Source organism: Streptomyces sp. Rer75 (genome assembly GCF_013414305.1).
Lineage (GTDB): Bacteria > Actinomycetota > Actinomycetes > Streptomycetales > Streptomycetaceae > Streptomyces > Streptomyces himastatinicus.
Genome location: NZ_CP058693.1, coordinates 4,840,956 through 4,863,257 on the forward strand (window position 1 = coordinate 4,840,956; position 22,302 = coordinate 4,863,257).

The following is a 22,302-nucleotide window of genomic DNA, read 5'->3' on the forward strand; positions in this document are numbered from 1 at the left end:
GGAGGGTATCCGTCCGACTACGCTCCATGCGGCCCCGTGCTCACTCGTACGGGTGAGGAAGCCGCCCACAGCCGGCCCACAGCCGGCCCGCGACCAGCCCACGACCGGCCCGCGACCGCGCGCACTCCGGCGGCCGCGCCACGCTCAGCCCGCGCGCAGCGCCATCGTCATCGCCTCCACCGCCAGCAGCGGCGCCACATTGCGGTCCAGCGCCTCGCGACAGGCCGAGACCGCCTCGATCCTGCGCAGCGTCCGCTCCGGCTTCGAGCCGGACGCCACCCGCTCCAGGGCGTCCCGCACATCGGTGTTGGCGAGCGCGACCTGGGAGCCGAGCTGGAGGGCCAGCACGTCCCGGTAGAAGCCCGTCAGCTCGGTCAGGGCCAGGTCGAGGCTGTCGCGCTGGGTGCGGGTCGCGCGGCGCTTCTGGCGGTCCTGTAGCTCCTTCATGGCCCCGGCCGTGCCGCGCGGCAGCCGCCCGCCCGTACCGGCGGCGGCGCCGAGCGCGGCGCGCAGCTCCTCGGTCTCCTTGGCGTCGACCTCCTCCGCGACCTGCTTGGCGTCCTCGGCCGCCGCGTCGACCAGCTCCTGCGCGCCCTTGAGGCAGCCGCCCACGTCGTCGATGCGCAGCGGGAGCTTCAGCACCGCCTTGCGGCGGGCCCGGGCCCGCTCGTCGGTGGCCAGCCGCCGGGCGCGGCCGATGTGCCCCTGGGTGGCGCGGGCGGCGGAGGCGGCCAGCTCGGGATCGATGCCGTCGCGGCGGATCAGGATGTCCGCGACGGCGTCCACCGGGGGCGTACGGAGGGTGAGGAGGCGGCAGCGGGAGCGGATGGTGGGCAGCACGTCCTCCAGGGAGGGCGCGCACAGCAGCCATACGGTGCGCGGGGCGGGCTCCTCGACGGCCTTCAGCAGCACGTTGCCCGCGCCCTCGGTGAGGCGGTCGGCGTCCTCCATGACGATCACCTGCCACCGGCCGCCCGCCGGGGAGAGCTGGGCGCGGCGGACGAGCTCGCGGGTCTCCTTGACGCCGATGGTGAGCATGTCCGTACGCACCACCTCCACATCGGCGTGGGTACCGACCAGGGCGGTGTGGCAGCCGTCGCAGAAACCGCAGCCGGGGGCGCCGCCGAGCGCCCGGTCGGGGCTCACGCACTGCAACGCGGCGGCGAAGGCGCGGGCGGCGGTGGCCCGGCCGGAACCGGGCGGTCCGGTGAACAGCCAGGCGTGCGTCATCTTGGACGACGCCATGGGCTCGGCGGCGGGCTCGGCCGACGCACCGGCCGTGACCAGCGCGTCCGCGTCGTGCGCGGCAGCGGTCAGCTGGGCCGCTACTCGGTCCTGCCCGACCAGGTCGTCCCATACCGCCATGGCTGCCTCCGCCGTTCGTGCCCAACGCGTCCCATTGTGGGGCACCCCACCGACAACGCCGCCAGGCGGTCAGCGACGGCGCCGACCGCCGCCCTCGTCGTCGCGGTCGGGGTCGCCGAGGAGTTCGTCGGCGAGCGTCGGAAGGTCGTCCAGCGGGGTCTCCTCCGCCCAGTCCGGACGCGGGCGCCGACGGCGCGGCTCATCCTGGCCCTGGTCCTGGTCGAACTGCGGCAGCTCGCGCGTACGGTCGTCCGCCTGCGCCTGGCCCTGACCCTGGTCCTGCTCGTCCTTGCGGAACAGCCACGGCGGAACCCGGTCGGCCGGATCGGCGGGCCGCTCCTCCCGCACGGGCCGCTCCTCCCGTACCGACGGCAGGACAGCCGTCTCGTCGGTCGCGGAGGACTCCGGCTGAGGAAGGACCGTGGTCTCCTCGGCGTCCGGCTCGCGCCGGGGGCGCACCGGCGGGAGCACGGCGGTCTCGTCGGTCTCGCGGGCCTCGCCGGTCCCGCCCGTCTCCGGACGGGCGGTCCGCGGGTCGAAGCGCGGCGTCCGGACCGTCTCCGCCGTGTCGGACGGCGCGTCGGACGGCGTACCGGCCGACGCGTCGGGCGCCGCACCGGCCTCGTCCGTCGCACCGGCCTCATCCGTCGCACCGGCCGGCTTCGGGAGCTCGGTCTCCACGGTCGGAGCGTCCGCCGCCATCCGCGCCTGCTCGGCCCGCAGCAGCGCCTCCTCCGCCTTGCGCTGCTCCTCCTGGCGGCGCGCCGCCGCCTCGGCCCGCTCCAGGGCCTGCGCCTCCGCCTTGCGGCGGAGCCGCTCCTGCTCGGCGGCGCGGGCTCGGTCCTCGGCCTCGATGCGCTTGCGGTCCTCCTCGGCCCGGCGGCGCGCGTCCTCGGCCCGCCTACGGGCCTCCTCCGCCTGCCGCTCGGCCTCGCGCTGCCGCGCCTCCTCCAGCTCGCGGCGCTTGCGCTCCTCCTCCTCGGCGCGCGCCTTGGCCAGCGCCTCCTGGCGCTCGCGCTCCAGCCGCTCCTCCTCCGCCTTGCGGGCGGCCTCCTCCTCGGCCTTGCGGCGCGCCTCTTCCTCCGCCGCCTTCCGGGCCTCCTCCTGGGCCTTCAGCTCCGCCTCCGACAGCGGCAGCATCTGGTCCAGCCGGTGGCGTACGACGGAGGTGACCGCCTCCGGGAGCTGTCCGGCGTCCACGACCAGGTAGCGGGCCGGGTCGGCGGCGGCGAGGGCGAGGAATCCGGAGCGCACCCGCTGGTGGAACTCGGCGGGCTCGGACTCCAGCCGGTCGGGGGCCTCGGTGAAGCGTTCGCGCGCGGTCTCCGGGGAGACGTCCAGCAGCACCGTGAGATGCGGCACCAGGCCGTTCGTCGCCCAGCGGGAGATGCGGGCGATCTCGGTCGCGGCGAGGTCGCGGCCCGCGCCCTGGTAGGCGACGGACGAGTCGATGTAGCGGTCGGAGATGACGACCGCGCCGCGCTCCAGGGCCGGGCGGACGACCGAGTCGACGTGTTCGGCGCGGTCCGCCGCGTACAGCAGCGCCTCCGCGCGGTGCGAGATCCCCGCGGACGAGACGTCGAGCAGGATCGAGCGCAGCCGCTTGCCGATGGCGGTCGCGCCCGGCTCGCGGGTCACCACCACCTCGTGGCCCTTGGCCCTGACCCATTCGGCCAGCGCCTCGACCTGCGTGGACTTGCCCGCGCCGTCACCGCCCTCGACGGCGATGAAGAAGCCGGTCGCGGCCGGGGCCTCCTCCGCGCCCCCGCCGCGCAGCAGCGCCTCGCGCAGGTCCTGCCGCAGCGGGACGCCCTGCCGGTCGTCGGTGCGGCCGAGGACCAGCGCCGCGATGGGCAGCAGCAGCGCGCCGACGAGCATGAGCGTGAAGGCCGCGCCGCCGTGGGCGAACACGAAGTCGCCGCTGCCGAGCCGGTGCGGCCCGATCACGGCGGCCAGCAGCGGGGCGGCGACCGCGCCGAGGCCGACGGCGACGCGCACGACGGCGTGCAGGTGCTCGGTCATCCGGGGCCGACGGGACTCCTCCAGCTCCTGGTCCAGGAGGGAGTGGCCGGTGTTCGCCGCGACACCGGCCGACAGACCGGCGAGCAGCGCGATCATCAGGACGGTCGTCGCGTCGTGCACCAGCCCCGCCGCGAGCAGCGCGAGACCGGTCAGCGCGACCGACAGGGCGAGCAGCCGACGCCGCGAGAGCCCCGGGAGGACCTTGGGCGCCGAGCGGATGCCGATCGCCGGGCCGCCGCTGAGCACGAGCACGAGCAGCGAGAAGCCGACCGGGCCGCCGCCGAGGTCGACGGCCTGGAGCGCGGCGACGCCGACGGCCGCGGCGATGGCGGCCGCCACTCCGGCGCAGGCGAGGATCAGCAGCGGCGCGGCGCCGGTGCGGCCCTTGTCTGCACCGGAGCCGGAAGCGGCGCGCGGACGGCGCAGCCCTTCGAGCGGGGAGCGCGTACGGGGTGTCTGCGCGCCGGGCAGCTCCACGAAGTAGAGGACCGAGATGGACGCGGCGAACAGCCCGGCGCCGACGTACGAGCCGAGGGCCGCCTGGTGGGCGTGGAACCAGCTGATGCCGGTGCCCAGCAGCCTGCCGATGAGCATGACAACGAGGAGCCCGGCGGCGGCCAGCGGCACGCTGAGGAAGTTCGTCCGCAGCGAGAGGCGGCGCAGCGCGTCCATGTGGTCCGGCAGCGGGCGCACGGCGGCGCCCTCGACGGGCGGCGCGGGGAGCAGCGCGGGGGCCGCGTCGTCCTTGGCGATGGTCCAGAAACGCTCGGCGACGCCCACGACGAAGGTCGTGATGAGCAGCCAGGCGACGGCGTCGTCGGGCGTCCAGTCGATCCACAGCGGTGCGATGAGCAGCAGGACGAGCCGCAGCCCATCCGCGCCGATCATGGTCCAGCGGCGGTCCAGCGGACCGGACGGGCCGATGAGCGCGGAGATCGGGCCGAGGAGCACCGCGCCGAACAGCAGGGTCGCCAGGAGCCGCATGCCCAGAACGGCCGCGACCGCCAGGGCCGCCCCGCGATAACCCCCGCCGAAGGAGCCCGCGGACACCGCAGCCTGCAATGACAGCAGGACGAGCACCAGCACGGCCAGCGCGTCCGCGGCGCCGCCGACGAGTTGGGCGCTCCAGAGCCGGCGTAGCGGCGGATAGCGCAGGAGGGCTCGGACGGCACGCTCGCGGGAGTCCGCGGCAAGGGCGCCGGAAGTGGGGGTCACGTCCGTAGGCTGCTCTCGCGTCATCCCGCCAGCCTATCCGGATCACGTGAATCCACGTCCCCCCGGCCGAACAAACGGGCGGGGGCACGCGGATGACGTGGCCGCGACCAGGTGTTTACTCCGCCTTGGCCGCCGTCTTCTCGGCCGTGGCCGTCTTGGCCGCGGTGGTCTTCTTCGCGGCCGTCTTCTTGGCCGTGGTCTTCTTCGCCGCGGTCGTCGTCTTCTTCGCCGCGGTCTTCTTGGCGGCCGTCTTCTTCGCAGCCGTCTTCTTCGCGGTGGTCTTCTTGGCCGCGGTCTTCTTCGCGGCCGCCTTCTTCGCGGTCTTCTTCGCCGGGCCCTTGGCGCGCTTCTCCGCCAGCAGCTCATAGCCGCGCTCGGGCGTGATCGTCTCGACGTCGTCGTCCCGGCGCAGCGTCGCGTTGGTCTCGCCGTCCGTGACGTACGGACCGAAGCGGCCGTCCTTGACCACGACCGGCTTCTCGCTGACCGGGTCGGTGCCCAGCTCCTTCAACGGCGGCTTGGCCGCGGCCCGGCCGCGCTGCTTGGGCTGCGCGTAGATCGCCAGCGCCTCGTCGACCGTGATGGTGAAGAGCTGCTCCTCGCGCTCCAGCGAGCGCGAGTCGGTGCCCTTCTTCAGATACGGGCCGTAGCGACCGTTCTGCGCGGTGATCTCGGTGCCCTCGGGGTCGGTGCCGACGACGCGCGGCAGCGACATCAGCTTGAGCGCGTCCTCGAGGGTCACCGTGTCGAGGGACATCGACTTGAAGAGCGAGGCGGTGCGCGGCTTGACCGCGTTCTTGCCGGTCTTCGGGGTGTCGTCGGGCAGCACCTCGGTGACGTACGGACCGTAGCGGCCGTCCTTGGCGACGATCGGGCGCCCGGTCTCCGGGTCGGTGCCCAGCTCGAAGTCGCCGCTCGGCTTGGCGAGCAGCTCCTCCGCGAACGCCACGGTCAGCTCGTCCGGCGGCAGGTCGTCGGGGACGTCGGCGCGGTGGCCGGTCTCGCCCTCGGTCGTGGCCGGGCGCTCGACGTACGGGCCGTAGCGGCCGACGCGCAGCATGATCCCGTCGCCCACGGGAAAGGACGAGATCTCCCGGGCGTCGATCGCGCCCAGGTCGGTGACCAGCTCCTTCAGCCCGCCGAGGTGATCGCCGTCGCCGTTCCCGGCCTCGGCCGCGGCGCCCTCACCGGCGTCGCCGCCGTCGGCGCCGTTCACGCCCTCGCCGAAGTAGAACCGCTTGAGCCACGGCACGGCCTGGGCCTCACCGCGGGCGATGCGGTCGAGGTCGTCCTCCATCTTCGCGGTGAAGTCGTAGTCGACGAGCCGGCCGAAGTGCTTCTCCAGCAGGTTGACCACGGCGAAGCTCAGGAAGGACGGCACCAGCGCGGTGCCCTTCTTGAACACATAGCCGCGGTCGAGGATGGTGCCGAGGATCGTGGCGTACGTGGACGGACGGCCGATCTCGCGCTCTTCCAGCTCCTTGACCAGCGACGCCTCGGTGTAGCGGGCCGGGGGCTTGGTGGCGTGGCCGTCGGCGGTGATCTCCTCCGCGGTGAGCCCGTCGCCCTCGGCGACCTGCGGCAGACGGCGCTCGCGGTCGTCCAGCTCGGCGTTCGGGTCGTCGGCGCCCTCCACGTAGGCCTTCATGAAGCCGTGGAAGGTGATCGTCTTGCCGGAGGCGGAGAATTCCGCGTCCCGGCCGTCGCTCGCCCGGCCGCCGATCTTGACGGTGACGGAGTTGCCGACCGCGTCCTTCATCTGGGAGGCGACGGTCCGCTTCCAGATCAGCTCGTAGAGCCGGAACTGGTCGCCGGTCAGCCCGGTCTCCGCCGGGGTGCGGAAACGGTCACCCGAGGGGCGGATGGCCTCGTGCGCCTCCTGCGCGTTCTTCACCTTGCCCGCGTACGAGCGCGGCTTGTCCGGCAGGTAGTCGGCGCCGTACAGCTGCGTGACCTGCGCCCGGGCCGCCGCCACCGCCGTGTCGGACAGGATGGTGGAGTCCGTACGCATATAGGTGATGTAGCCGTTCTCGTACAGCTTCTGCGCGACCTGCATGGTGGCCTTGGCGCCGAAGCCGAGCTTGCGGCTGGCCTCCTGCTGCATCGTCGTCGTACGGAACGGGGCGTACGGCGAGCGGCGGTACGGCTTGGACTCGACGGACCGCACCGTGAAGGCGGTGTCCGCGAGGCCGGCGGCCAGGGCGCGGGCGTCCGCCTCGTCCAGGTGCAGGACGTTCGACCCGCCCTCCCGTCGCCCGCCACCACCCTCAATCGAGGCTTCGCGCTGCCCATTCTTGAGCTGCCCGAGCGAGGTGAAGTCACGGCCCTGGGCGACCCGGCGGCCGTCCACGGCGGACAGCCGGGCGCCGAAGGTGCCCGGATCGCTGACGTCACCGGCGCGGCCGGTGGAGAAGGTGCCGGTCAGGTCCCAGTACTCGGCGGAGCGGAAGGCGATGCGCTCGCGCTCGCGCTCGACGACGAGACGGGTGGCCACCGACTGGACGCGGCCCGCGGACAGCCCCCGCATGACCTTCTTCCACAGGACCGGCGAGACCTCGTAGCCGTAGAGGCGGTCCAGGATGCGGCGGGTCTCCTGGGCGTCGACCAGGCGCTTGTTCAGCTCGCGCGGATTGGCGACGGCCTCGCGGATCGCGTCCTTGGTGATCTCGTGGAAGACCATCCGGCGGACCGGCACCTTGGGCTTGAGGACCTCCTGGAGGTGCCAGGCGATGGCCTCGCCCTCCCGGTCCTCATCGGTGGCGAGGAAGAGTTCGTCGGACTCGGCGAGCAGCTCCTTGAGCTTCTTGACCTGGCTCTTCTTGTCCGCGTTCACCACATAGATGGGCTGGAAGTCCCGCTCGACGTCCACGCCGAGGCGGCGCACCTCGCCGGTGTACTTGTCGGGTACCTCGGCCGCACCGTTCGGCAGGTCCCGGATGTGCCCGACGCTCGCCTCGACCACGTAGCCCGGGCCCAGGTAGCCCTTGATCGTCTTCGCCTTGGCAGGCGACTCGACGATGACGAGTCGGCGGCCGCCCTGTGCGGTCTCGCTGGTGGTCGGGGACAACTTCGCTCTTCTCTCCGGTCGACGCTCGGTGAACGGACGCTGCAGCGCGGGTAACGCATACACGGCCTCTACGGTGACGCTGCGGAGTGTGACGGTACATCCCGCCCCCGTGTCAAACGGAAAAAGCCCGCAACGCCACTCGAACGGTAACCCGACAAGCGTCCTGTCTGCCGCCCGGACCGGCACAAGCCTCGCGGAAGGCGCCCTGTCAGGCGTAACCGAGGCACCAGATCCCGCCGCCCAGACAGGCGGCGGCGAAGAGAAGGGAGAGGGTCGCGGAAGCGACGGGACTCACACCGTCGGCGACCGGCACACGCTGCCGCAGCCGCACCGCTGTCCACAGCAGCAGGGCCGTACCGAACAACACGAATGCCGTTCCGGCGAAGATCGCAGGTCCGCTCTCCATGCCCGGAGCGTGCCACGCGCGGTAGGCGTACGCACGAACCCCGGGTGAACGGCGCGCGACCGCCCTTTCCGGCCGTGTTCACGTCCCCGGCAGCGGCATCCCGCCATGCGGGGGCAAGGGGGGCGCGCGGCCGCGCCCCCGGCGTACGCCCGGCGTGCGCTACGGGACCTCGTCGGCCACCGGCTGGAGAAAGCCCTGTTCGACCAGGAGCCGGATGGACTCCGGGGTGCGGTCGCGCAGCACCACCGGGTCCTCCCCGAGCAGCTGGGCGATCGCGTCCAGGATCCGGCCCGCGCTCAGCGTGCCGTCGCACACCCCCGCGAAGCCCGCGCTCACCGTGTCGACCTTGGTCGCGCGGCGCATGCCCCGGTTCTGCCGCAGCACCACGTGCTCGGGGTCCTCCATGCCGGGCAGCCCGACCTGCTCCTGGACGACCTCGTCGGCGAGCCGGAAGCGGGCCGTCAGCAGCGCCGCGTCATCGTGCGCGCGCAGGAAGTCCTGCCGGTCGAAGTGGGCCGCCACCGCCTCCCCCAGCGGCTGCTCGACCGGGTGCGGCCACTCCTCCACCGTCACCGACGGCCGGTCGGCGCCGGACTTGCGCAGCGTGATCCAGCCGAACCCGACGGCCGTGGTCCCGCTCGCCTCGAACTCGTCCAGCCACGCGTCGTAGCGCGCCGCGTACGCCTCGGGCCCGGCCAGGTGCTCGCCCGCGTCACGCAGCCACAGCTCGGCGTACTGCGCGACGTCCTGCACCTCGCGCTGCACGATCCAGGCGTCGCAGCCGGGCGGCACCCAGGAGGCCAGCCGCTCGCGCCAGTCCTCGCCCCGGACGTGCTGCCAGTTGGCGAGCAGCTGGCACCAGCCGCCGTCGGCGAGATGACCGGCCGCCTGCTGGACGAGGGTGCGGCACAGATCGTCCCCGGCCATCCCGCCGTCCCGGTAGACCAGCCGGTCGCCCTCCGCGGAGCGCGGCGAGATCACGAACGGCGGATTCGACACGATCAGGTCGTACGTCTCGCCGCCGACCGGCTCGAAGAGCGACCCCTCGCGCAGATCCGGCTCCGGCGCCCCGGAGAGGGCGAGGGTGAGCCGGGCCATGTCGAGGGCGCGCGGATTGGGGTCGGTGGCGGTGACGCGGGAGGCGTGCCGGCTCGCGTGCAGCGCCTGGATGCCGGAGCCGGTGCCGAGGTCGAGAGCCCGCTTGACGGGCGTACGGACGGTGAGACCGGCCAGCGTGGTGGACGCGCCGCCGACGCCGAGGACGAGCTGCGAGCGGTCCGCGGCCCCACGGGCGCCGCCGGGACCGCCGATGCCTCCGGCGCCGCCGACCGCGCAGCCGAGGTCGGAGACGATCCACCAGTCCTGGCCCTCTGGGCCGCCGTACGGGCGCACGTCCACGCTCGCGCGCACCTCGGAGCCGTCCCGCACCAGCCAGCCGTCGGTGAGGCAGTCCGTCACCGGCAGGGCCTCGGCCGCCCGTTCGTCGGAGACCGGGCGCTGGAGCAGAAAGAGCCGCACCAGGGTCTCCAGCGGGCTGCCGCCGCGGGCCGCGCGCAGCGCGGGGACGGTCTCGCCGCGGGCCAGGGCGGCGTAGGCGGACCCGCCGAGCAGGTCCAGCAGGCCGTCGGCGGTGAACGCGGCGGCCAGCAGCGCTTCGCGGAGGCGGGTGGTGCGCTCGGGGTCGGGGAACGGGAGGCGGGACGGGGGCTGGTGCGTACTCACGCCCCCATTGTCGGGGCAACCGCCGACCGTCGGCGACGACGGGCGGCGGCCTGTGGAAAAGCCACCCTGTGGATAACTCGGCACCCCGACAGCCCGACAACAGGGGCGTGCATCCCGGCCCTCGCGTCCTACGTGGCGCTGGTGGCGCCGGTCTTCGGCTTCTGGCAGCCGGGCTGCTTCGACATCGCGGTGCCGACCTTGCCCGCCTGGAGCTGCTGAAGGGCCTTGTCACCCGAGTCGCTGAGCTTCTTGAGCTCGTCGGCGACGCCCTTGAGGCCCTCGGCGAACTTGGACTTGTCCGAGGTGTCGAGCTTGTCGACGGTCGTCTTCAGGTCGTTGTACGCCCCGGAGGTGGCGTTCAGCTCCTTGACGGCCTGCTTCTGGGTCTGCTCGCCGTTGTCGACGGGCGGGGCGCCCGCCTTCTGCACCGCCTTGGCGAGCGCCGCGTAGGACTCGGAGATCTGCTGGAACGCCTTGGAGTCCGTCTGCTGGAGCTTCTTGGAGTCCTGCTCCTCGGACGCCGCCCGAATGGAGGCGTTGGCGCCCTGGATCTTCTTCAGCTGCGGCTGCACCTCGTCACAGACCGATTTGGCCCAGTCGTTGGCCTTCTTGTCGCTATCATCGCCGCCGCCGCAGCCGCTCAGCGCCAGTACGAGTGCCGCACCGCCGGACAGTGCCACAAGCTTCTTGTTCACCGGATTGGTCCCTTCCATGGCTCTCGGCCCCGGAACATACACGGCCAAGCCGCTCGGACCGTCTGCCGAGCATCCTATATGGATATCTTTGAAGCCATTTGAACCAAGCTCGGTGTGCCATCCGCCTCATCGCGCTCATCGCGTGAACGCGCCGGAAGCCGGGCACGGCTGCGGGCGGACGGCATGCCGTCGCACACCGTCCGCCCGCATGCCGCGGGGGCTCACACGGCCCCGTGACCGCTTCCGGGTCAGGACACCACCGCCGCGTCGGCCGACTTCGCGACGCGTTCGGAGTTGCCTTCGTCACCCACGGCGATTCCACGCCGCTTGGAGACGTAGACGGCACCCACGATGATCGCGACGGCCAGCGCGGCGATCGCCGCGCGGAGCCCCGGACTCGCGTTGTCGCCGTAACTGAACTTCACGACCGCCGGGGCGATCAGCAGCGCCACCAGGTTCATGACCTTCAGCAGCGGGTTGATCGCGGGACCGGCGGTGTCCTTGAACGGGTCGCCGACCGTGTCGCCGATCACCGTCGCGGCATGGGCCTCACTGCCCTTGCCGCCGTGGTGCCCGTCCTCCACCAGCTTCTTCGCGTTGTCCCAGGCGCCCCCGGAGTTCGCGAGGAAGACCGCCATCAGGGTGCCGGTGCCGATCGCCCCGGCCAGGAACGAGCCGAGCGCGCCGACCCCGAAGGCGAAGCCGACGGCGATCGGCGCCAGGACCGCCAGCAGACCGGGGGTGGCCAGCTCGCGCAGCGCGTCCTTGGTGCAGATGTCGACGACCCGCCCGTACTCCGGCTTCTCGGTGTAGTTCATGATCCCGGGCTTCTCCCGGAACTGCCGCCGCACCTCGAAGACCACCGCTCCGGCCGACCGCGACACCGCGTTGATCGCCAGCCCCGAGAAGAGGAAGACGACGGCGGCGCCGAGGACGAGCCCGACCAGGTTGTTGGGCTGCGAGATGTCCAGGCTGAGGTTCATCTGCCCGGCCACGGAGGTGTGCACTTCGGAGACGGCCTCCGCGATGGCGTCGCGGTACGAGCCGAAGAGCGCCGCGGCGGCGAGCACCGCCGTCGCGATGGCGATGCCCTTGGTGATCGCCTTGGTGGTGTTGCCGACCGCGTCGAGGTCGGTGAGCACCTGGGCGCCCGCGCCCTCGACGTCGCCGGACATCTCGGCGATGCCCTGCGCGTTGTCGGAGACCGGCCCGAAGGTGTCCATCGCGACGATGACGCCGACGGTGGTGAGCAGACCGGTCCCGGCGAGCGCGACCGCGAACAGCGCCAGCATGATCGAGGTGCCGCCGAGCAGGAACGCGCCGTAGACGCTGAGCCCGATCAGCACCGCCGAGTAGACGGCGGACTCCAGCCCCACCGAGATGCCGGAGAGCACCACGGTGGCCGGGCCGGTCAGCGAGGTCTTGCCGATGTCCCGCACGGGGCGCCGGGTGGTCTCGGTGAAGTAGCCCGTGAGCTGCTGGATGAGCGCGGCGAGCACGATGCCGATGGCGACGGCGACCAGCGCGAGAATGCGCGGATCACCGCTGTGGCCGAGGATCTCGCGGTTGGTGACACCGTCGAGGTCGGCGTAGCTGGACGGCAGATAGATGAAGACCGCGGCCGCCACCAGCGCCATCGAGATCACCGCGGAGATGAAGAAGCCGCGGTTGATGGCGGTCATCCCGCTGCGGTCGGCGCGGCGCGGGGCCACGGCGAAGATCCCGATCATGGCGGTGATCACGCCGATGGCCGGGACGATCAGGGGGAAGGCGAGGCCCGCGTCGCCGAACGCCGCCTTGCCGAGGATCAGCGCGGCGACCAGGGTCACCGCATACGACTCGAACAAGTCGGCGGCCATGCCCGCGCAGTCACCGACGTTGTCGCCCACGTTGTCCGCGATGGTCGCGGCGTTGCGCGGGTCGTCCTCGGGGATTCCCTGCTCGACCTTGCCGACCAGGTCGGCTCCGACATCGGCGGCCTTGGTGAAGATGCCGCCGCCGACCCTCATGAACATCGCGATGAGCGCGGCACCGAGACCGAAGCCCTCCAGCACCTTGGGCGCGTCGGCCGCGTACACGAGCACCACGCAGGACGCGCCCAGCAGGCCGAGGCCCACGGTGAACATGCCGACCACGCCGCCCGTGCGGAAGGCGATCTTCATCGCCTTGTGCGAGACCGCCGTCAGATCCACGGCGGGCTTCCCGGGGACCCCGGGAGCGGACGATGCGGAATCCCCGTTGACCGGGGTTCTGGGGGCCTCGGGGGTCGCTTCCCGGGCCGCGGCGGCGACGCGCACATTGCTGCGCACCGCGAGCCACATGCCGATATAGCCGGTGGCCGCCGAGAATCCCGCGCCGATCAGAAAGAACACCGATCGCCCGATGCGCTGCGACCAGTCGTCCGCAGGCAACAGCATGAGCAGGAAGAACACGACCACGGCGAATACGCCGAGGGTGCGCAGCTGCCGGGCCAGATAGGCATTCGCGCCTTCCTGAACGGCCTCGGCGATCTTCTTCATGCTGTCCGTGCCCTCGCCGGCTGCGAGCACTTGTCGTACCAGCACCACGGCGACAGCGAGCGCCGCGATCGCGACCGCAGCGATCACCATCACGATCACACGGTTGTCATCGGTCAGCTCTGCGGCGGCCAGGGTCGTGGTGAGATCCAGCTGATGAGGGGTGAGAGGCCCCGCCATTCGTCCTCCTTGACGTTTGGCACATGGGCGCGCAGCAGTTCTGCGACCGCAGAAGAGCCGCCACGCTCAGGCGTCCTGAGCTCAAGATGTGGACGGATTGTAAGTAGCGTCACACGATCAAAACAGGGCGCCGGAATGGGAATTCGCCTGCACCAGCGAAGATCAATAGGTTTCGGCCCCGGAAATTCCTCCGGAAGGAGGAAGGTCAACAATTCACTGACGGGGGTGAAATGATCTCCATAAACGATCTCAGTGCACTATGAAAAGTGCTGTTCAGAGCGGTTTCCCGGCCCTCTGGAAGGACCTCCGGAACGACGGCCGGAAGGACGGCCCGGAACGTGCCGGAACGACGACCGGGCCGGCCGTCACGGGGACGGCCGGCCCGGAGGTCACAGCGGATGAAGCGGGATGGCGGCGGAATCGTTACGGCACGAGGGACTGGGGCGAGGCCGGCCAGCTCATGCGGATCACCCCGCCGGTCTCGCTGGTCGTCACCTCGACGTCGTCGACGAGCCCGCTGATGACCGCGAGGCCCATCTCGTCCTCGCTCTCACCCTCGTCGTCCACATCCGGGTGGGAGCCGGGGGCGTGCCCCGTCGAGGTCGGTGACTCATCGCCGACCTCGATGGAGAACTTCTTCTCCTCCTCGGTGAGCGCCACCCGCACCGGGGCGTCCACCCCGTTGCTCAGGTGCAGCCCCACCGCACGGGTGCAGGCCTCGCCGACCGCGAGCCGCACCTCGTCGAGCACGGCCTCGTCCACCCCCGCCCGACGCGCTACGGCAGCCGCGACCAGCCGGGCGGTCCTGACGTGCTCGGGAAGCGCGCTGAAGCGGAGTTCGACAGTGGCCATGCCATCCCCCTCGGGCGTATGGGCGTGCAGATCAGGGGGCCGGGCGAAACCGCCCGGGACCCCCTTGGTGGTCTTCCCGCGGTGACTGGTCAGTCAGTCGCCGCGACAGCGTCCTCGACCGAGGTGTGGATGGGGAACACCTTGGTCAGGCCGGTGATACGGAAGATCTTGAGAATGCGCTCCTGGTTGCACACCAGACGCAGTGAGCCCTCATGGGCACGTACGCGCTTGAGCCCGCCGACGAGCACGCCGAGCCCGGTGGAGTCGAGAAAGTCGACGCCCTCCATGTCGACGACCAGGTGGTAGCTACCGTCGTTGACAAGCTCGACCAGCTGCTCGCGCAGCTTGGGCGCGGTATATACATCAATCTCGCCACCGACCTCGACGACCGTGCGGTCGCCAACGGTCCGAGTCGACAGGGACAGGTCCACGGATCCTCCAGCACCTTGCATCGAGCGGTCGCCCCCCATGGATCGGCAGCCGCGATGGCATTCAATCACTTACCAGCAGGCGTGCACGACGCCTTGAGCCCATTGTCCGTCAGACCAGTGACACACTCGGTGTCGATGGCCCACAACCAACTCCCGCGGCAGGCGGGCATACGCCCCTCGCCCCGGGCCGTTCTCGACCGGCTCGGCACCGGAGCAGGCCGAGGCGCGCGCATCACTCATACGGAGCACTTGCCCCCGCGTCTCGGCAGCCATGCCGACTGGCCTTCGCCGATCCGGCCGGAAGTGATCGACGCCGTCCGGGCCGCCGGAATCGAGCGCCCGTGGACCCATCAGGCACGCACGGCCGCCCACGCCCTGCGCGGAGAATCCGTGGTCGTGGCCACCGGCACCGCCTCGGGGAAGTCCCTGGCCTATCTCGCCCCCGTGCTCAGCACGCTGCTGGACGGCTCGGAGGAGCCCAGCGGGCGCGGCACGACCGCCCTGTACCTCTCGCCCACCAAGGCGCTCGCCGCCGACCAGCGCCGCGCGGTGGCCGACCTCACGGCCCCGCTGGGCACCGGAGTGCGGGCCGCGGTGTACGACGGCGACACGCCGGTGGAGGAGCGGGAGTGGGTCCGCCAGTACGCGAACTACGTGCTCACCAACCCCGACATGCTCCACCGGGGCATCCTGCCCGGCCACCCCAGGTGGTCCTCGTTCCTGCGCGCGCTGCGCTACGTCGTCATCGACGAGTGCCACACCTACCGCGGCGTATTCGGCTCCCATGTCGCCCAGGTGCTGCGCAGGCTCCGGCGGGTCTGCGCCCGCTACGGCTCCTCGCCCGTCTTCCTGCTCGCCTCGGCCACCTCCGCCGACCCGGCCGTGGCGGCCACCCGGCTGACCGGGGTGCCGGTCGCGGCGGTCACCGAGGACTCCTCGCCCCGCGGCGAGGTGGTCTTCGCCCTGTGGGAGCCGCCGCTGACCGAGCTGCACGGCGAGCAGGGCGCCCCCGTCCGCCGCACGGCCACGGCCGAGTCCGCGGACCTGCTCACCGACCTCGCCGTCCAGGGCGTCCGCACCGTCACTTTCGTGCGCTCCCGGCGCGGCGCCGAGCTGATCGCCCTGATCGCCCAGGAGCGGCTGGCGGAGGTCGACCGGTCCCTGCCGGACCGGGTGGCCGCCTACCGCGGTGGATATCTCCCCGAGGAGCGCCGCGCCCTGGAGCGGGCCCTGCACTCCGGTGACCTCCTCGGCCTCGCCGCCACCACCGCCCTGGAACTCGGCATGGACATCGCCGGTCTGGACGCCGTCGTACTGGCCGGCTATCCCGGCACCCGGGCCTCCCTGTGGCAGCAGGCGGGGCGGGCCGGACGCACCGGGCAGGGGGCCCTCGCGATCCTGGTCGCCCGCGACGACCCGCTGGACACCTATCTCGTCCACCACCCGGACGCCCTCTTCCGGCAGCCCGTCGAGTCCACCGTCCTGGACCCCGACAACCCGTACGTCCTCGCACCGCACCTGTGCGCGGCCGCCGCCGAGCTGCCGCTCACCGAGGCGGACCTGGACCTCTTCGGCCCCGCCACCGAGGAACTGCTGCCGCAGCTGGAGCAGCGCAAGCTGCTGCGCCGCCGCGCGACCGCCTGGCACTGGACCCGCCGCGAGCGCGCCGCCGACCTCACCGACATCCGCGGGGAGGGCGGCAGCCCCGTCCAGGTCGTGGAGGCGGCGACCGGGCGGCTGCTGGGCACCGTGGACGCCTCGGCCGCCCACACCACCGTCCACGAGGGCGCCGTCCACCTCCACCAGGGCCGGAGCTATATCGTCCGGCAGCTCGACCTGGAGGACTCGGTCGCGCTGGTGGAGGAGGCCAGTCCGCCGTACTCGACCACCGCCCGCGACACCACCGCGATCTCCATCCTGGAGACCACCACCGAGATCCCGTGGGGGGACGCACGGCTGTGCTTCGGCTCCGTCGAGGTCACCAACCAGGTCGTCTCCTTCCTGCGCCGCAAGCTGATCTCCGGAGAGGTGCTGGGCGAGACCAAGCTCGACCTCCCGCCCCGCACGCTGCGCACCCGGGCCGTGTGGTGGACGGTGACCGAGGACCAGCTGGCGGACGCCCGGGTCCACCCCCAGGCCCTCGGCGGCGCCCTGCACGCCGCCGAGCACGCCTCCATCGGCATACTGCCGCTCTTCGCGACCTGCGACCGCTGGGACATCGGCGGGGTGTCGATCCCCCTGCACCCCGACACGCTGCTGCCGACGGTCTTCGTGTACGACGGCCACCCCGGCGGGGCGGGCTTCGCCGAGCGCGCCTTCCACACGGCCGCCCGCTGGCTGACCGCCACCCGCGAGGCGATCGCGGCCTGCGAGTGCGAGGCGGGCTGCCCGTCCTGCATCCAGTCCCCGAAGTGCGGCAACGGGAACGACCCGCTCGACAAGCGGGCCGCCATCCGCCTGCTGACGACGCTCCTGGCCAAAGCCCCGGACCAGCCGCCCGCCGAAGGCTGACCGGGCCCCGGCGCCCGCCGCAGGCTCCCGGACGGCCCGCTCCGCCGAGCGCCCGCCGCGGCCGGGCACGGGAGGGCTGGGTACGGGGGTGTCGGCGGGGCCCGCCCGCGACCGGACCCGGAGGGCGAACGGCCCGGCCCGCACCTCCGCCGTGAGATCCGCGATCTCACCGCTCAGGGCGCACCGCACCACGCGCGCACCCTGGGCGGAGGCCACCCGCCGGGCGAGGCGGCACGCCGCCCCGGGCCCCTCCAGGCCGTGGTCCGCCGCGGCGAGCGCCGCCAGGTCGGCGGCCCCGCCTGCCCGATGGCGCGCCACCATGACCTGCCCGGCCGTCAGCACGATCGCGAACACCGCGCACAGCGCCGTCGCGGCGAACGCCGCCCACACCGTCGCCGACCCGCGGTCGCCCGCGCCGCGTACGGATCGCCTCACCGGTCCGTGCCCTGCCCCGTGTGCGGAACGCCTCACGGGACCCTGACCTGTCCCGCGTACGGATCGCCTCATGGGACCGTCCCCCGCCTCGTGTCGGCCGCGCCCACCGTGTCCTCGGCGAGGGCGGACGACTCCGCGTGCAGCCGGAGTGCCAGCGGACCGGGACCGACCGCATGGGTCCGAACCCGCACCCGCACCAGGTCTCCGTCCCGCCACAGCTCCACCCGTGCGCCACGCGGTGCGGCCGACCGGGCGGCGGCCACCGCGGCGTCCCGCGACTCCGAGCGCGCCGCCGCCCGGGCTCCGGCCTGGGCCGCGTCCTCGCAACTCAGCTGCGCGGACGCGGCCATCAGGCCCCAGATCAGCATCAGGGCGAACAGGGCCAACACCGGCAGCGCGACGGCCGCCTCCGCGGTGACGAACCCCTGGTCCGACCTCATACGGGCCGCTCGGACGCGGACCACTCCCGGTGCGCTCCGCGCGCGGAGCCCGGCCCTCGCGTCCGGCCGTCCCGCCGTGGACGGTGCCTCAGAACGGCGCATCGAGAGCCCGCCCGATCACCGATTGCAGCGCACCGCTGACGGTTCCGCTCGTCACCACCTTGTACAGCACCGCGGCGAAGGCACACGCCGCCAGCGTCCCCATCGCGTACTCAACGGTGGCCATGCCCGCCTCGGCCTGTGCACGCGCTGCCACGCGCCGCCGGGCCCACCACTGCTTCATCATTTCGGTCCCCCTCGTAGCTGTCATTGCCGTACAGAAGCCGATCTCTCGTGCCGCGCCGGGCCGGGGCGCCGTGCTCAGGTGTGGCCCGCCAGACCACCCGCCAGCCCGGTCATCACCGGGGCCACACCGATCAGCAGATACGCGGGCAGGAAGCAGGCCCCGAGCGGGGCGGTGGCCAGCACGCTCGCCCGATCGGCGCGGCGGCCCGACTCCCTCCCCTGCTCGGCGCGGCAGTCGGCGGCGATCCGGGACACCGGCTCCACCGCCGGGGCGCCCGTGGTCCCGGCGTGCTCCAGGGCTCGCGCCAGCCCACTCGCCCCTGGCAACGCGCCAAGCCGCCCCCAGGCGCCGGCTGGCTCTCCTCCCAGCCGCAGCTCCGCAGCGGTCCGGACCAGCCGGTCGCCGACCGGGCCGCCGAGCGACTTGCCCACCGCGTCCGCCGCCGTACGCGGGTCCGCCCCGGCGGCCAGACAGGCCGCCAGCAGGTCGGCGGCCAGCGGGATCTGCCGCTCCGCCTCGGCCGCCTCGCTCCCCGCGCCGCCGGACCGACCGCCGGACCGGCGCGCGGCGGTCTGCCGCCGCTGCCACCGCCGGACGCCGTACGCGGCCGCCAGCCCCAGCACCCACCCCGGCGGCCCTCCGACGAGGACGACACCGGCCAGCAGGACTCCGACGGAGGCCGCCCACGCCAGGGCCGCGCCCTCGTCCGTCCGCGCACGCCATCGCTCCCGGGCCCGCTTCCGGACCGTGCCGGTGTCCCCGTCCGTTCGTCCGCCCGGAAGCAGTGCCGCCAGACGCCGCCCGGCGGCACGGTCCCGCCGGGCCTCCACCACCGCCATCGCCACATACGCGACGGCGGCCATGAGGGACAGCACGATCCCCAGCCTGTGGACAAGGGCGGCGCTCATCGGCCGACTGCCTTCCCGGGGGCGAGCGCCGCTCGCATCGACCGCCTGAGCCAGACGAACCCCGCCCACTCCAGCAGGCAGCCGCCCAGCAGACAGCCCAGCCCGACCGGGGTGTGCAGGAGCTGATGCAGCGGCTCGGTGCCCAGCGCGGCGCCCATCACCAGCCCGAAGGCCGGTAGCACGGCCAGCACCGCGACGGTGACCTTGGGCCCCGCCAGCCGGGCGCGCAGGACCTCCCGCTGCTCGCGCTCGGCGCGCAGCGCCGAGGCCACCCGGTCGAGCCCGGCGGCAAGCCCCGCGCCCTCGTCGACGGCCACCTGCCAGCAGGCCGCGACCCCGGTCAGCCCCTCCGCGCCCGGCTGCCGGGCCGCCCTGCGCAGCGCCTCGGGAACATCCCCGCCGAACCGGGCGGCGGCGGACACCAGCCCCCATCGCTCCCCCAGGTCTCCCGAGGGCACGGACAGCAGCGCCTCGCCAGGTTGCCGCCCGGCCCGCAGCTCGCCCGCCACGGTGCCGCACAGCTCGATCACTCCCGTCGCACGCCGGTCGCGGGCCCGGACGCGCTCCCGGGTCCTCAGCCACCGGCCGACGACCGGCACGGCCGCCACAGTGGCGAACAGCGGCAGGACCGACGCGCCGAGCACGGCGAGCACACAGCCGACCGGCAGGCACAGCAGCTCACGCCCCATCCGCCCGCCGTACCTGATCCGCCAGCGCTCCTTGAGCCAGGCGACCGTCTCGGACAGCCGCCGCGCCGGGTCCGGCCCGGTGGGCGCGACGGGCCCGCCACCCGCGAACAGCAGCCTGGCCCGGCGCAGCTCCCGGTCCCGCCCGGAGAGCAGCCACGCGGCCACCGCCGCACACAGCAGCGCCGCGCCGAGCGTGAGTGCCCCGGGGTTCCCTCCGATGCCGGTCATGACGCGCCTCCGCCTCGTGCGCACAGCCGCTGAAGCCGCTGCCAGCCCGCCGCCCGCTCGAAGCCATGCGGGCCCCACAGGGCGGCCGGCACGGTGGTGACGAAGCCCGCACGGTCCCGGTCCAGCACGTGCAGCTCGGCGATCCTGCGCCGTCCGCCGCGGTCCCGCACCAGATGGACCACGACCGACAGGGCGGCCGCCAACTGGCTGTGCAGCGCGGCCCGGTCCAGGCCCGCGGTCGAGCCGAGCGCCTCCAGCCGGGCCGGTACGTCTCCCGCCGTATTGGCGTGGACGGTGCCGCAACCGCCCTCGTGGCCGGTGTTCAGGGCGCCCAGGAGATCGGTGACCTCGGGCCCCCGCACCTCACCGACCACGAGCCGGTCGGGCCGCATCCGCAGCGCCTGGCGCACCAGGTCCCGCAGGGTGACCTGGCCCCGGCCCTCCTGGTTGGCGGGGCGGGTCTCCAGCCGGACCACATGGGGATGGTCGGGCCGCAGCTCCGCCGAGTCCTCGGCGAGGACGATGCGCTCTTCCCTGCCGACCAGCCCCAGCAGAGTGCTCAGCAGCGTCGTCTTGCCGGACCCGGTGCCGCCGCTCACCAGGTACGAGAGCCGGGCGTCCAGCATGGTCCGCAGCAGCTCCGCACCGCCGGGCGGCACGGTCCCGGCGGCCACCAGCTCGGCGAGGGAGAACGCCCGCGGACGCACCACCCGCAACGACAGACAGGTGGATCCGACGGCCACCGGCGGGAGCACCGCGTGCAGCCGTGTCCCGTCCGGCAGCCGGGCGTCCACCCAGGGCCGGGCGTCGTCCAGCCGCCGCCCGGCCACCGCGGCGAGCCGCTGGGCGAGCCTGCGCACGGCGGCCGCGTCGGCGAAGGTGACGGCCGTCCGCTCCAGCCCTGCACCGCGGTCCACCCACACCTCGTCGGGGGCGGTGACCAGCACGTCCGTGACCTCGGGTGCGGCGAGCAGCGGCTCCAGCGGGCCGGTGCCGACCAGTTCGGAGCGCAGGGCGGCGACCACGCCGAGCACTTCGGTGTCGCCCAGCAGCCGCCCCTCCTCGCGCAGGGCGGCCGCCACCTGGGAGGGAGTCGGGTCCGCACCGCTCTCCGCCAGCCGCAGCCGCACCGCGTCCAGCAGATCCAGGGTTTCGACGCTCATGCGGTGACACCCCCCGCGCCGGGCAGGGCCCGTGCCCAGAACTCGGCGCAGAACCGGCCGAGCGGGCCGCGCGCGCTGCCGCCCGGGGGCTCGCCGCCGTCGATCGCGTCCAGCAGCCCCGGTTCCGGCGGCAGTTGACCGGCCAGCGGCAGCCCGAGCAGCCGGGCGATCTCCTCGTCGTCCAGCTCGGGCCCGCACGGGCCCCGAACCACCGCGCGCAGATCGCTCAGCACCATGCCCACCGTGGACGCCACCCGGTGGGCGGCCGCGACGGCGCGCAGCTCCGCCGGGACGACCAGCAGACCGAGGTCGACCTGGGCGAGGGCCTCGGCCGCCGCCTCGTCCACCCGGCGCGGCAGATCCACCACCACGATCCCGCCGCGCCGGCGGGCCGCGGCCAGCACCGCGCGCATCGCCGAGGGCGGAATGACGACCGAATCGCCCCTGTCCCAGCTGAGCACCCGCAGGGAGTGCAGCTCGGGCAGCGATTCTTCCAGCGCGCTCCCGGCGACGCGGCCGCGCGATTCGGCGAAGGCGGGCCATCGCAGCCCCTCCGACCCCTCACCGCCGAGCAGCACGTCGAGGCCGCCGCCCAGCGGGTCGCCGTCGATGAGCATGGTGCGCCGGCCCGAGCGGGCCGCCGAGACGGCCAGGGCGCAGGCGAGGGTGGAGGCTCCGGCCCCGCCGCGGCCGCCGATGACCCCGATGGTCAGGGCCTGTTGCCCGACCCCCTCCGCGACATCGGCGATCCGGTCCACGAGCCAGGTCTCGGCATCGGGCAGGAACGCCACGTTGTCGGCGCCGAGATCCACCGCCCGGCGCCAGATGTTGTGGTCGTCGAGATCGCGCCCGATGAGCAGCACGCCCGCTCTGCGGACGCGGCCCCGGAGCCCGGTCGCCGCGTCGTCCCCGACGAGAATCAGCGGCGCGCCCTCCCAACTGCCCCGGCGCGTGGGTGCGCCATGGGCCACTTCGGCCTCGGCTCCGGCGGCCGCGCACAGGCGCAGCAGATCGTCGAGAAGCTCTTCGTCCTCGGTGATGATCAGCGGTCTGCCGCGCTGTCCTTCTTCCGGTGATGACCGTTCCGGTGTGATGGATGCAGTCACGATCCCCTCCCCATATCGTTACGCGCTCTCACTCACGCGAACGGCGAGTGCAAACAACGCGGAGA

General features: G+C 73.3%; 16 protein-coding genes and 1 pseudogene. 1 reads left to right on the forward strand and 16 read right to left on the reverse strand.

Annotated elements, in window-relative coordinates:
* Nucleotides 1-144: 144 nt before the first annotated feature.
* The 9 genes from HYQ63_RS20405 to bldG all read right to left on the reverse strand — a co-directional run bounded on the left by HYQ63_RS20405 (nucleotide 145) and on the right by bldG (nucleotide 14,471).
* On the reverse strand, nucleotides 145-1,365 hold the full coding sequence (locus tag HYQ63_RS20405) for a DNA polymerase III subunit delta' (protein ID WP_179935253.1): 1,221 nt from the start codon (nucleotides 1,363-1,365) through the stop codon (nucleotides 145-147).
* 69 nt (nucleotides 1,366-1,434) lie between these two features.
* Nucleotides 1,435-4,626 (reverse strand): dTMP kinase, encoded by a 3,192-nt coding sequence (gene tmk, locus HYQ63_RS20410; RefSeq protein ID WP_179935254.1) that lies wholly within the window; start codon nucleotides 4,624-4,626, stop codon nucleotides 1,435-1,437.
* 91 nt (nucleotides 4,627-4,717) lie between these two features.
* Complete coding sequence (topA, locus tag HYQ63_RS20415) at nucleotides 4,718-7,669, reverse strand: type I DNA topoisomerase (RefSeq protein WP_179935255.1); 2,952 nt, start codon at nucleotides 7,667-7,669, stop codon at nucleotides 4,718-4,720.
* A 208-nt stretch (nucleotides 7,670-7,877) separates the two neighbouring features.
* Nucleotides 7,878-8,075 (reverse strand): hypothetical protein, encoded by a 198-nt coding sequence (locus tag HYQ63_RS20420; RefSeq protein WP_179935256.1) that lies wholly within the window; start codon nucleotides 8,073-8,075, stop codon nucleotides 7,878-7,880.
* A gap of 159 nt (nucleotides 8,076-8,234) precedes the next feature.
* Complete coding sequence (locus HYQ63_RS20425) at nucleotides 8,235-9,797, reverse strand: class I SAM-dependent methyltransferase (RefSeq protein ID WP_179935257.1); 1,563 nt, start codon at nucleotides 9,795-9,797, stop codon at nucleotides 8,235-8,237.
* Between the two features lie 128 nt (nucleotides 9,798-9,925).
* On the reverse strand, nucleotides 9,926-10,492 hold the full coding sequence (locus HYQ63_RS20430; protein ID WP_257231980.1) for a small secreted protein: 567 nt from the start codon (nucleotides 10,490-10,492) through the stop codon (nucleotides 9,926-9,928).
* 248 nt (nucleotides 10,493-10,740) lie between these two features.
* Nucleotides 10,741-13,188 (reverse strand): sodium-translocating pyrophosphatase, encoded by a 2,448-nt coding sequence (locus HYQ63_RS20435; RefSeq protein ID WP_179935259.1) that lies wholly within the window; start codon nucleotides 13,186-13,188, stop codon nucleotides 10,741-10,743.
* Between the two features lie 423 nt (nucleotides 13,189-13,611).
* Nucleotides 13,612-14,040 (reverse strand): ATP-binding protein, encoded by a 429-nt coding sequence (locus HYQ63_RS20440; protein WP_009716788.1) that lies wholly within the window; start codon nucleotides 14,038-14,040, stop codon nucleotides 13,612-13,614.
* Nucleotides 14,041-14,129: 89 nt separating this feature from the next.
* Nucleotides 14,130-14,471, reverse strand: coding sequence for an anti-sigma factor antagonist BldG (gene bldG / locus HYQ63_RS20445; RefSeq protein WP_009716787.1), 342 nt, complete (start codon nucleotides 14,469-14,471; stop codon nucleotides 14,130-14,132).
* Between the two features lie 54 nt (nucleotides 14,472-14,525).
* Here bldG and HYQ63_RS20450 point away from each other — a divergent pair, with 54 nt between their 5' ends.
* Complete coding sequence (locus HYQ63_RS20450; protein WP_179935260.1) at nucleotides 14,526-16,982, forward strand: DEAD/DEAH box helicase; 2,457 nt, start codon at nucleotides 14,526-14,528, stop codon at nucleotides 16,980-16,982.
* Between the two features lie 96 nt (nucleotides 16,983-17,078).
* On the opposite strand, the pseudogene HYQ63_RS20455 reads toward HYQ63_RS20450, so the two are convergent.
* The 7 genes and pseudogenes from HYQ63_RS20455 to ssd form a co-directional block, all read right to left on the reverse strand.
* Nucleotides 17,079-17,489, reverse strand: a pseudogene (locus tag HYQ63_RS20455) (Rv3654c family TadE-like protein); the annotation flags it as partial.
* Nucleotides 17,486-17,857: a TadE family type IV pilus minor pilin gene (locus HYQ63_RS20460; RefSeq protein WP_179935261.1), complete on the reverse strand. Its 372-nt coding sequence runs from the start codon at nucleotides 17,855-17,857 to the stop codon at nucleotides 17,486-17,488. The pseudogene HYQ63_RS20455 and the gene HYQ63_RS20460, both read right to left, overlap by 4 nt.
* Before the next feature lie 88 nt (nucleotides 17,858-17,945).
* Entirely contained in the window at nucleotides 17,946-18,143 is a 198-nt protein-coding gene (locus HYQ63_RS20465) for a DUF4244 domain-containing protein (protein WP_179935262.1), read from the reverse strand.
* A 74-nt stretch (nucleotides 18,144-18,217) separates the two neighbouring features.
* The gene (locus HYQ63_RS20470) at nucleotides 18,218-19,051 is read right to left on the reverse strand and encodes a type II secretion system F family protein (RefSeq protein ID WP_179935263.1); all 834 of its coding nucleotides are present in this window, start codon (nucleotides 19,049-19,051) and stop codon (nucleotides 18,218-18,220) included.
* Entirely contained in the window at nucleotides 19,048-19,968 is a 921-nt protein-coding gene (locus HYQ63_RS20475; protein WP_257231981.1) for a type II secretion system F family protein, read from the reverse strand. The genes HYQ63_RS20470 and HYQ63_RS20475 overlap by 4 nt, the downstream gene beginning before the upstream one ends.
* Nucleotides 19,965-21,131, reverse strand: coding sequence for a TadA family conjugal transfer-associated ATPase (locus HYQ63_RS20480; protein WP_179935264.1), 1,167 nt, complete (start codon nucleotides 21,129-21,131; stop codon nucleotides 19,965-19,967). Before HYQ63_RS20480 ends, HYQ63_RS20475 begins: the two co-directional genes overlap by 4 nt.
* The gene (gene ssd / locus HYQ63_RS20485; protein WP_179935265.1) at nucleotides 21,128-22,237 is read right to left on the reverse strand and encodes a septum site-determining protein Ssd; all 1,110 of its coding nucleotides are present in this window, start codon (nucleotides 22,235-22,237) and stop codon (nucleotides 21,128-21,130) included. Before ssd ends, HYQ63_RS20480 begins: the two co-directional genes overlap by 4 nt.
* Nucleotides 22,238-22,302 lie beyond the last annotated feature (65 nt).

Coding starts and splice junctions, on each gene's coding strand:
- HYQ63_RS20405 (WP_179935253.1), bottom strand. CDS start 1,365: ATGGCGGTATGGGACGACCTGGTCGGGCAGGACCGAGTAGCGGCCCAG.
- tmk (WP_179935254.1), bottom strand. CDS start 4,626: ATGACGCGAGAGCAGCCTACGGACGTGACCCCCACTTCCGGCGCCCTT.
- HYQ63_RS20420 (WP_179935256.1), bottom strand. CDS start 8,075: ATGGAGAGCGGACCTGCGATCTTCGCCGGAACGGCATTCGTGTTGTTC.
- HYQ63_RS20435 (WP_179935259.1), bottom strand. CDS start 13,188: ATGGCGGGGCCTCTCACCCCTCATCAGCTGGATCTCACCACGACCCTG.
- HYQ63_RS20440 (WP_009716788.1), bottom strand. CDS start 14,040: ATGGCCACTGTCGAACTCCGCTTCAGCGCGCTTCCCGAGCACGTCAGG.
- HYQ63_RS20450 (WP_179935260.1), top strand. CDS start 14,526: ATGGCATTCAATCACTTACCAGCAGGCGTGCACGACGCCTTGAGCCCA.
- HYQ63_RS20460 (WP_179935261.1), bottom strand. CDS start 17,857: ATGAGGTCGGACCAGGGGTTCGTCACCGCGGAGGCGGCCGTCGCGCTG.
- HYQ63_RS20465 (WP_179935262.1), bottom strand. CDS start 18,143: ATGATGAAGCAGTGGTGGGCCCGGCGGCGCGTGGCAGCGCGTGCACAG.
- HYQ63_RS20470 (WP_179935263.1), bottom strand. CDS start 19,051: ATGAGCGCCGCCCTTGTCCACAGGCTGGGGATCGTGCTGTCCCTCATG.
- HYQ63_RS20475 (WP_257231981.1), bottom strand. CDS start 19,968: ATGACCGGCATCGGAGGGAACCCCGGGGCACTCACGCTCGGCGCGGCG.
- HYQ63_RS20480 (WP_179935264.1), bottom strand. CDS start 21,131: ATGAGCGTCGAAACCCTGGATCTGCTGGACGCGGTGCGGCTGCGGCTG.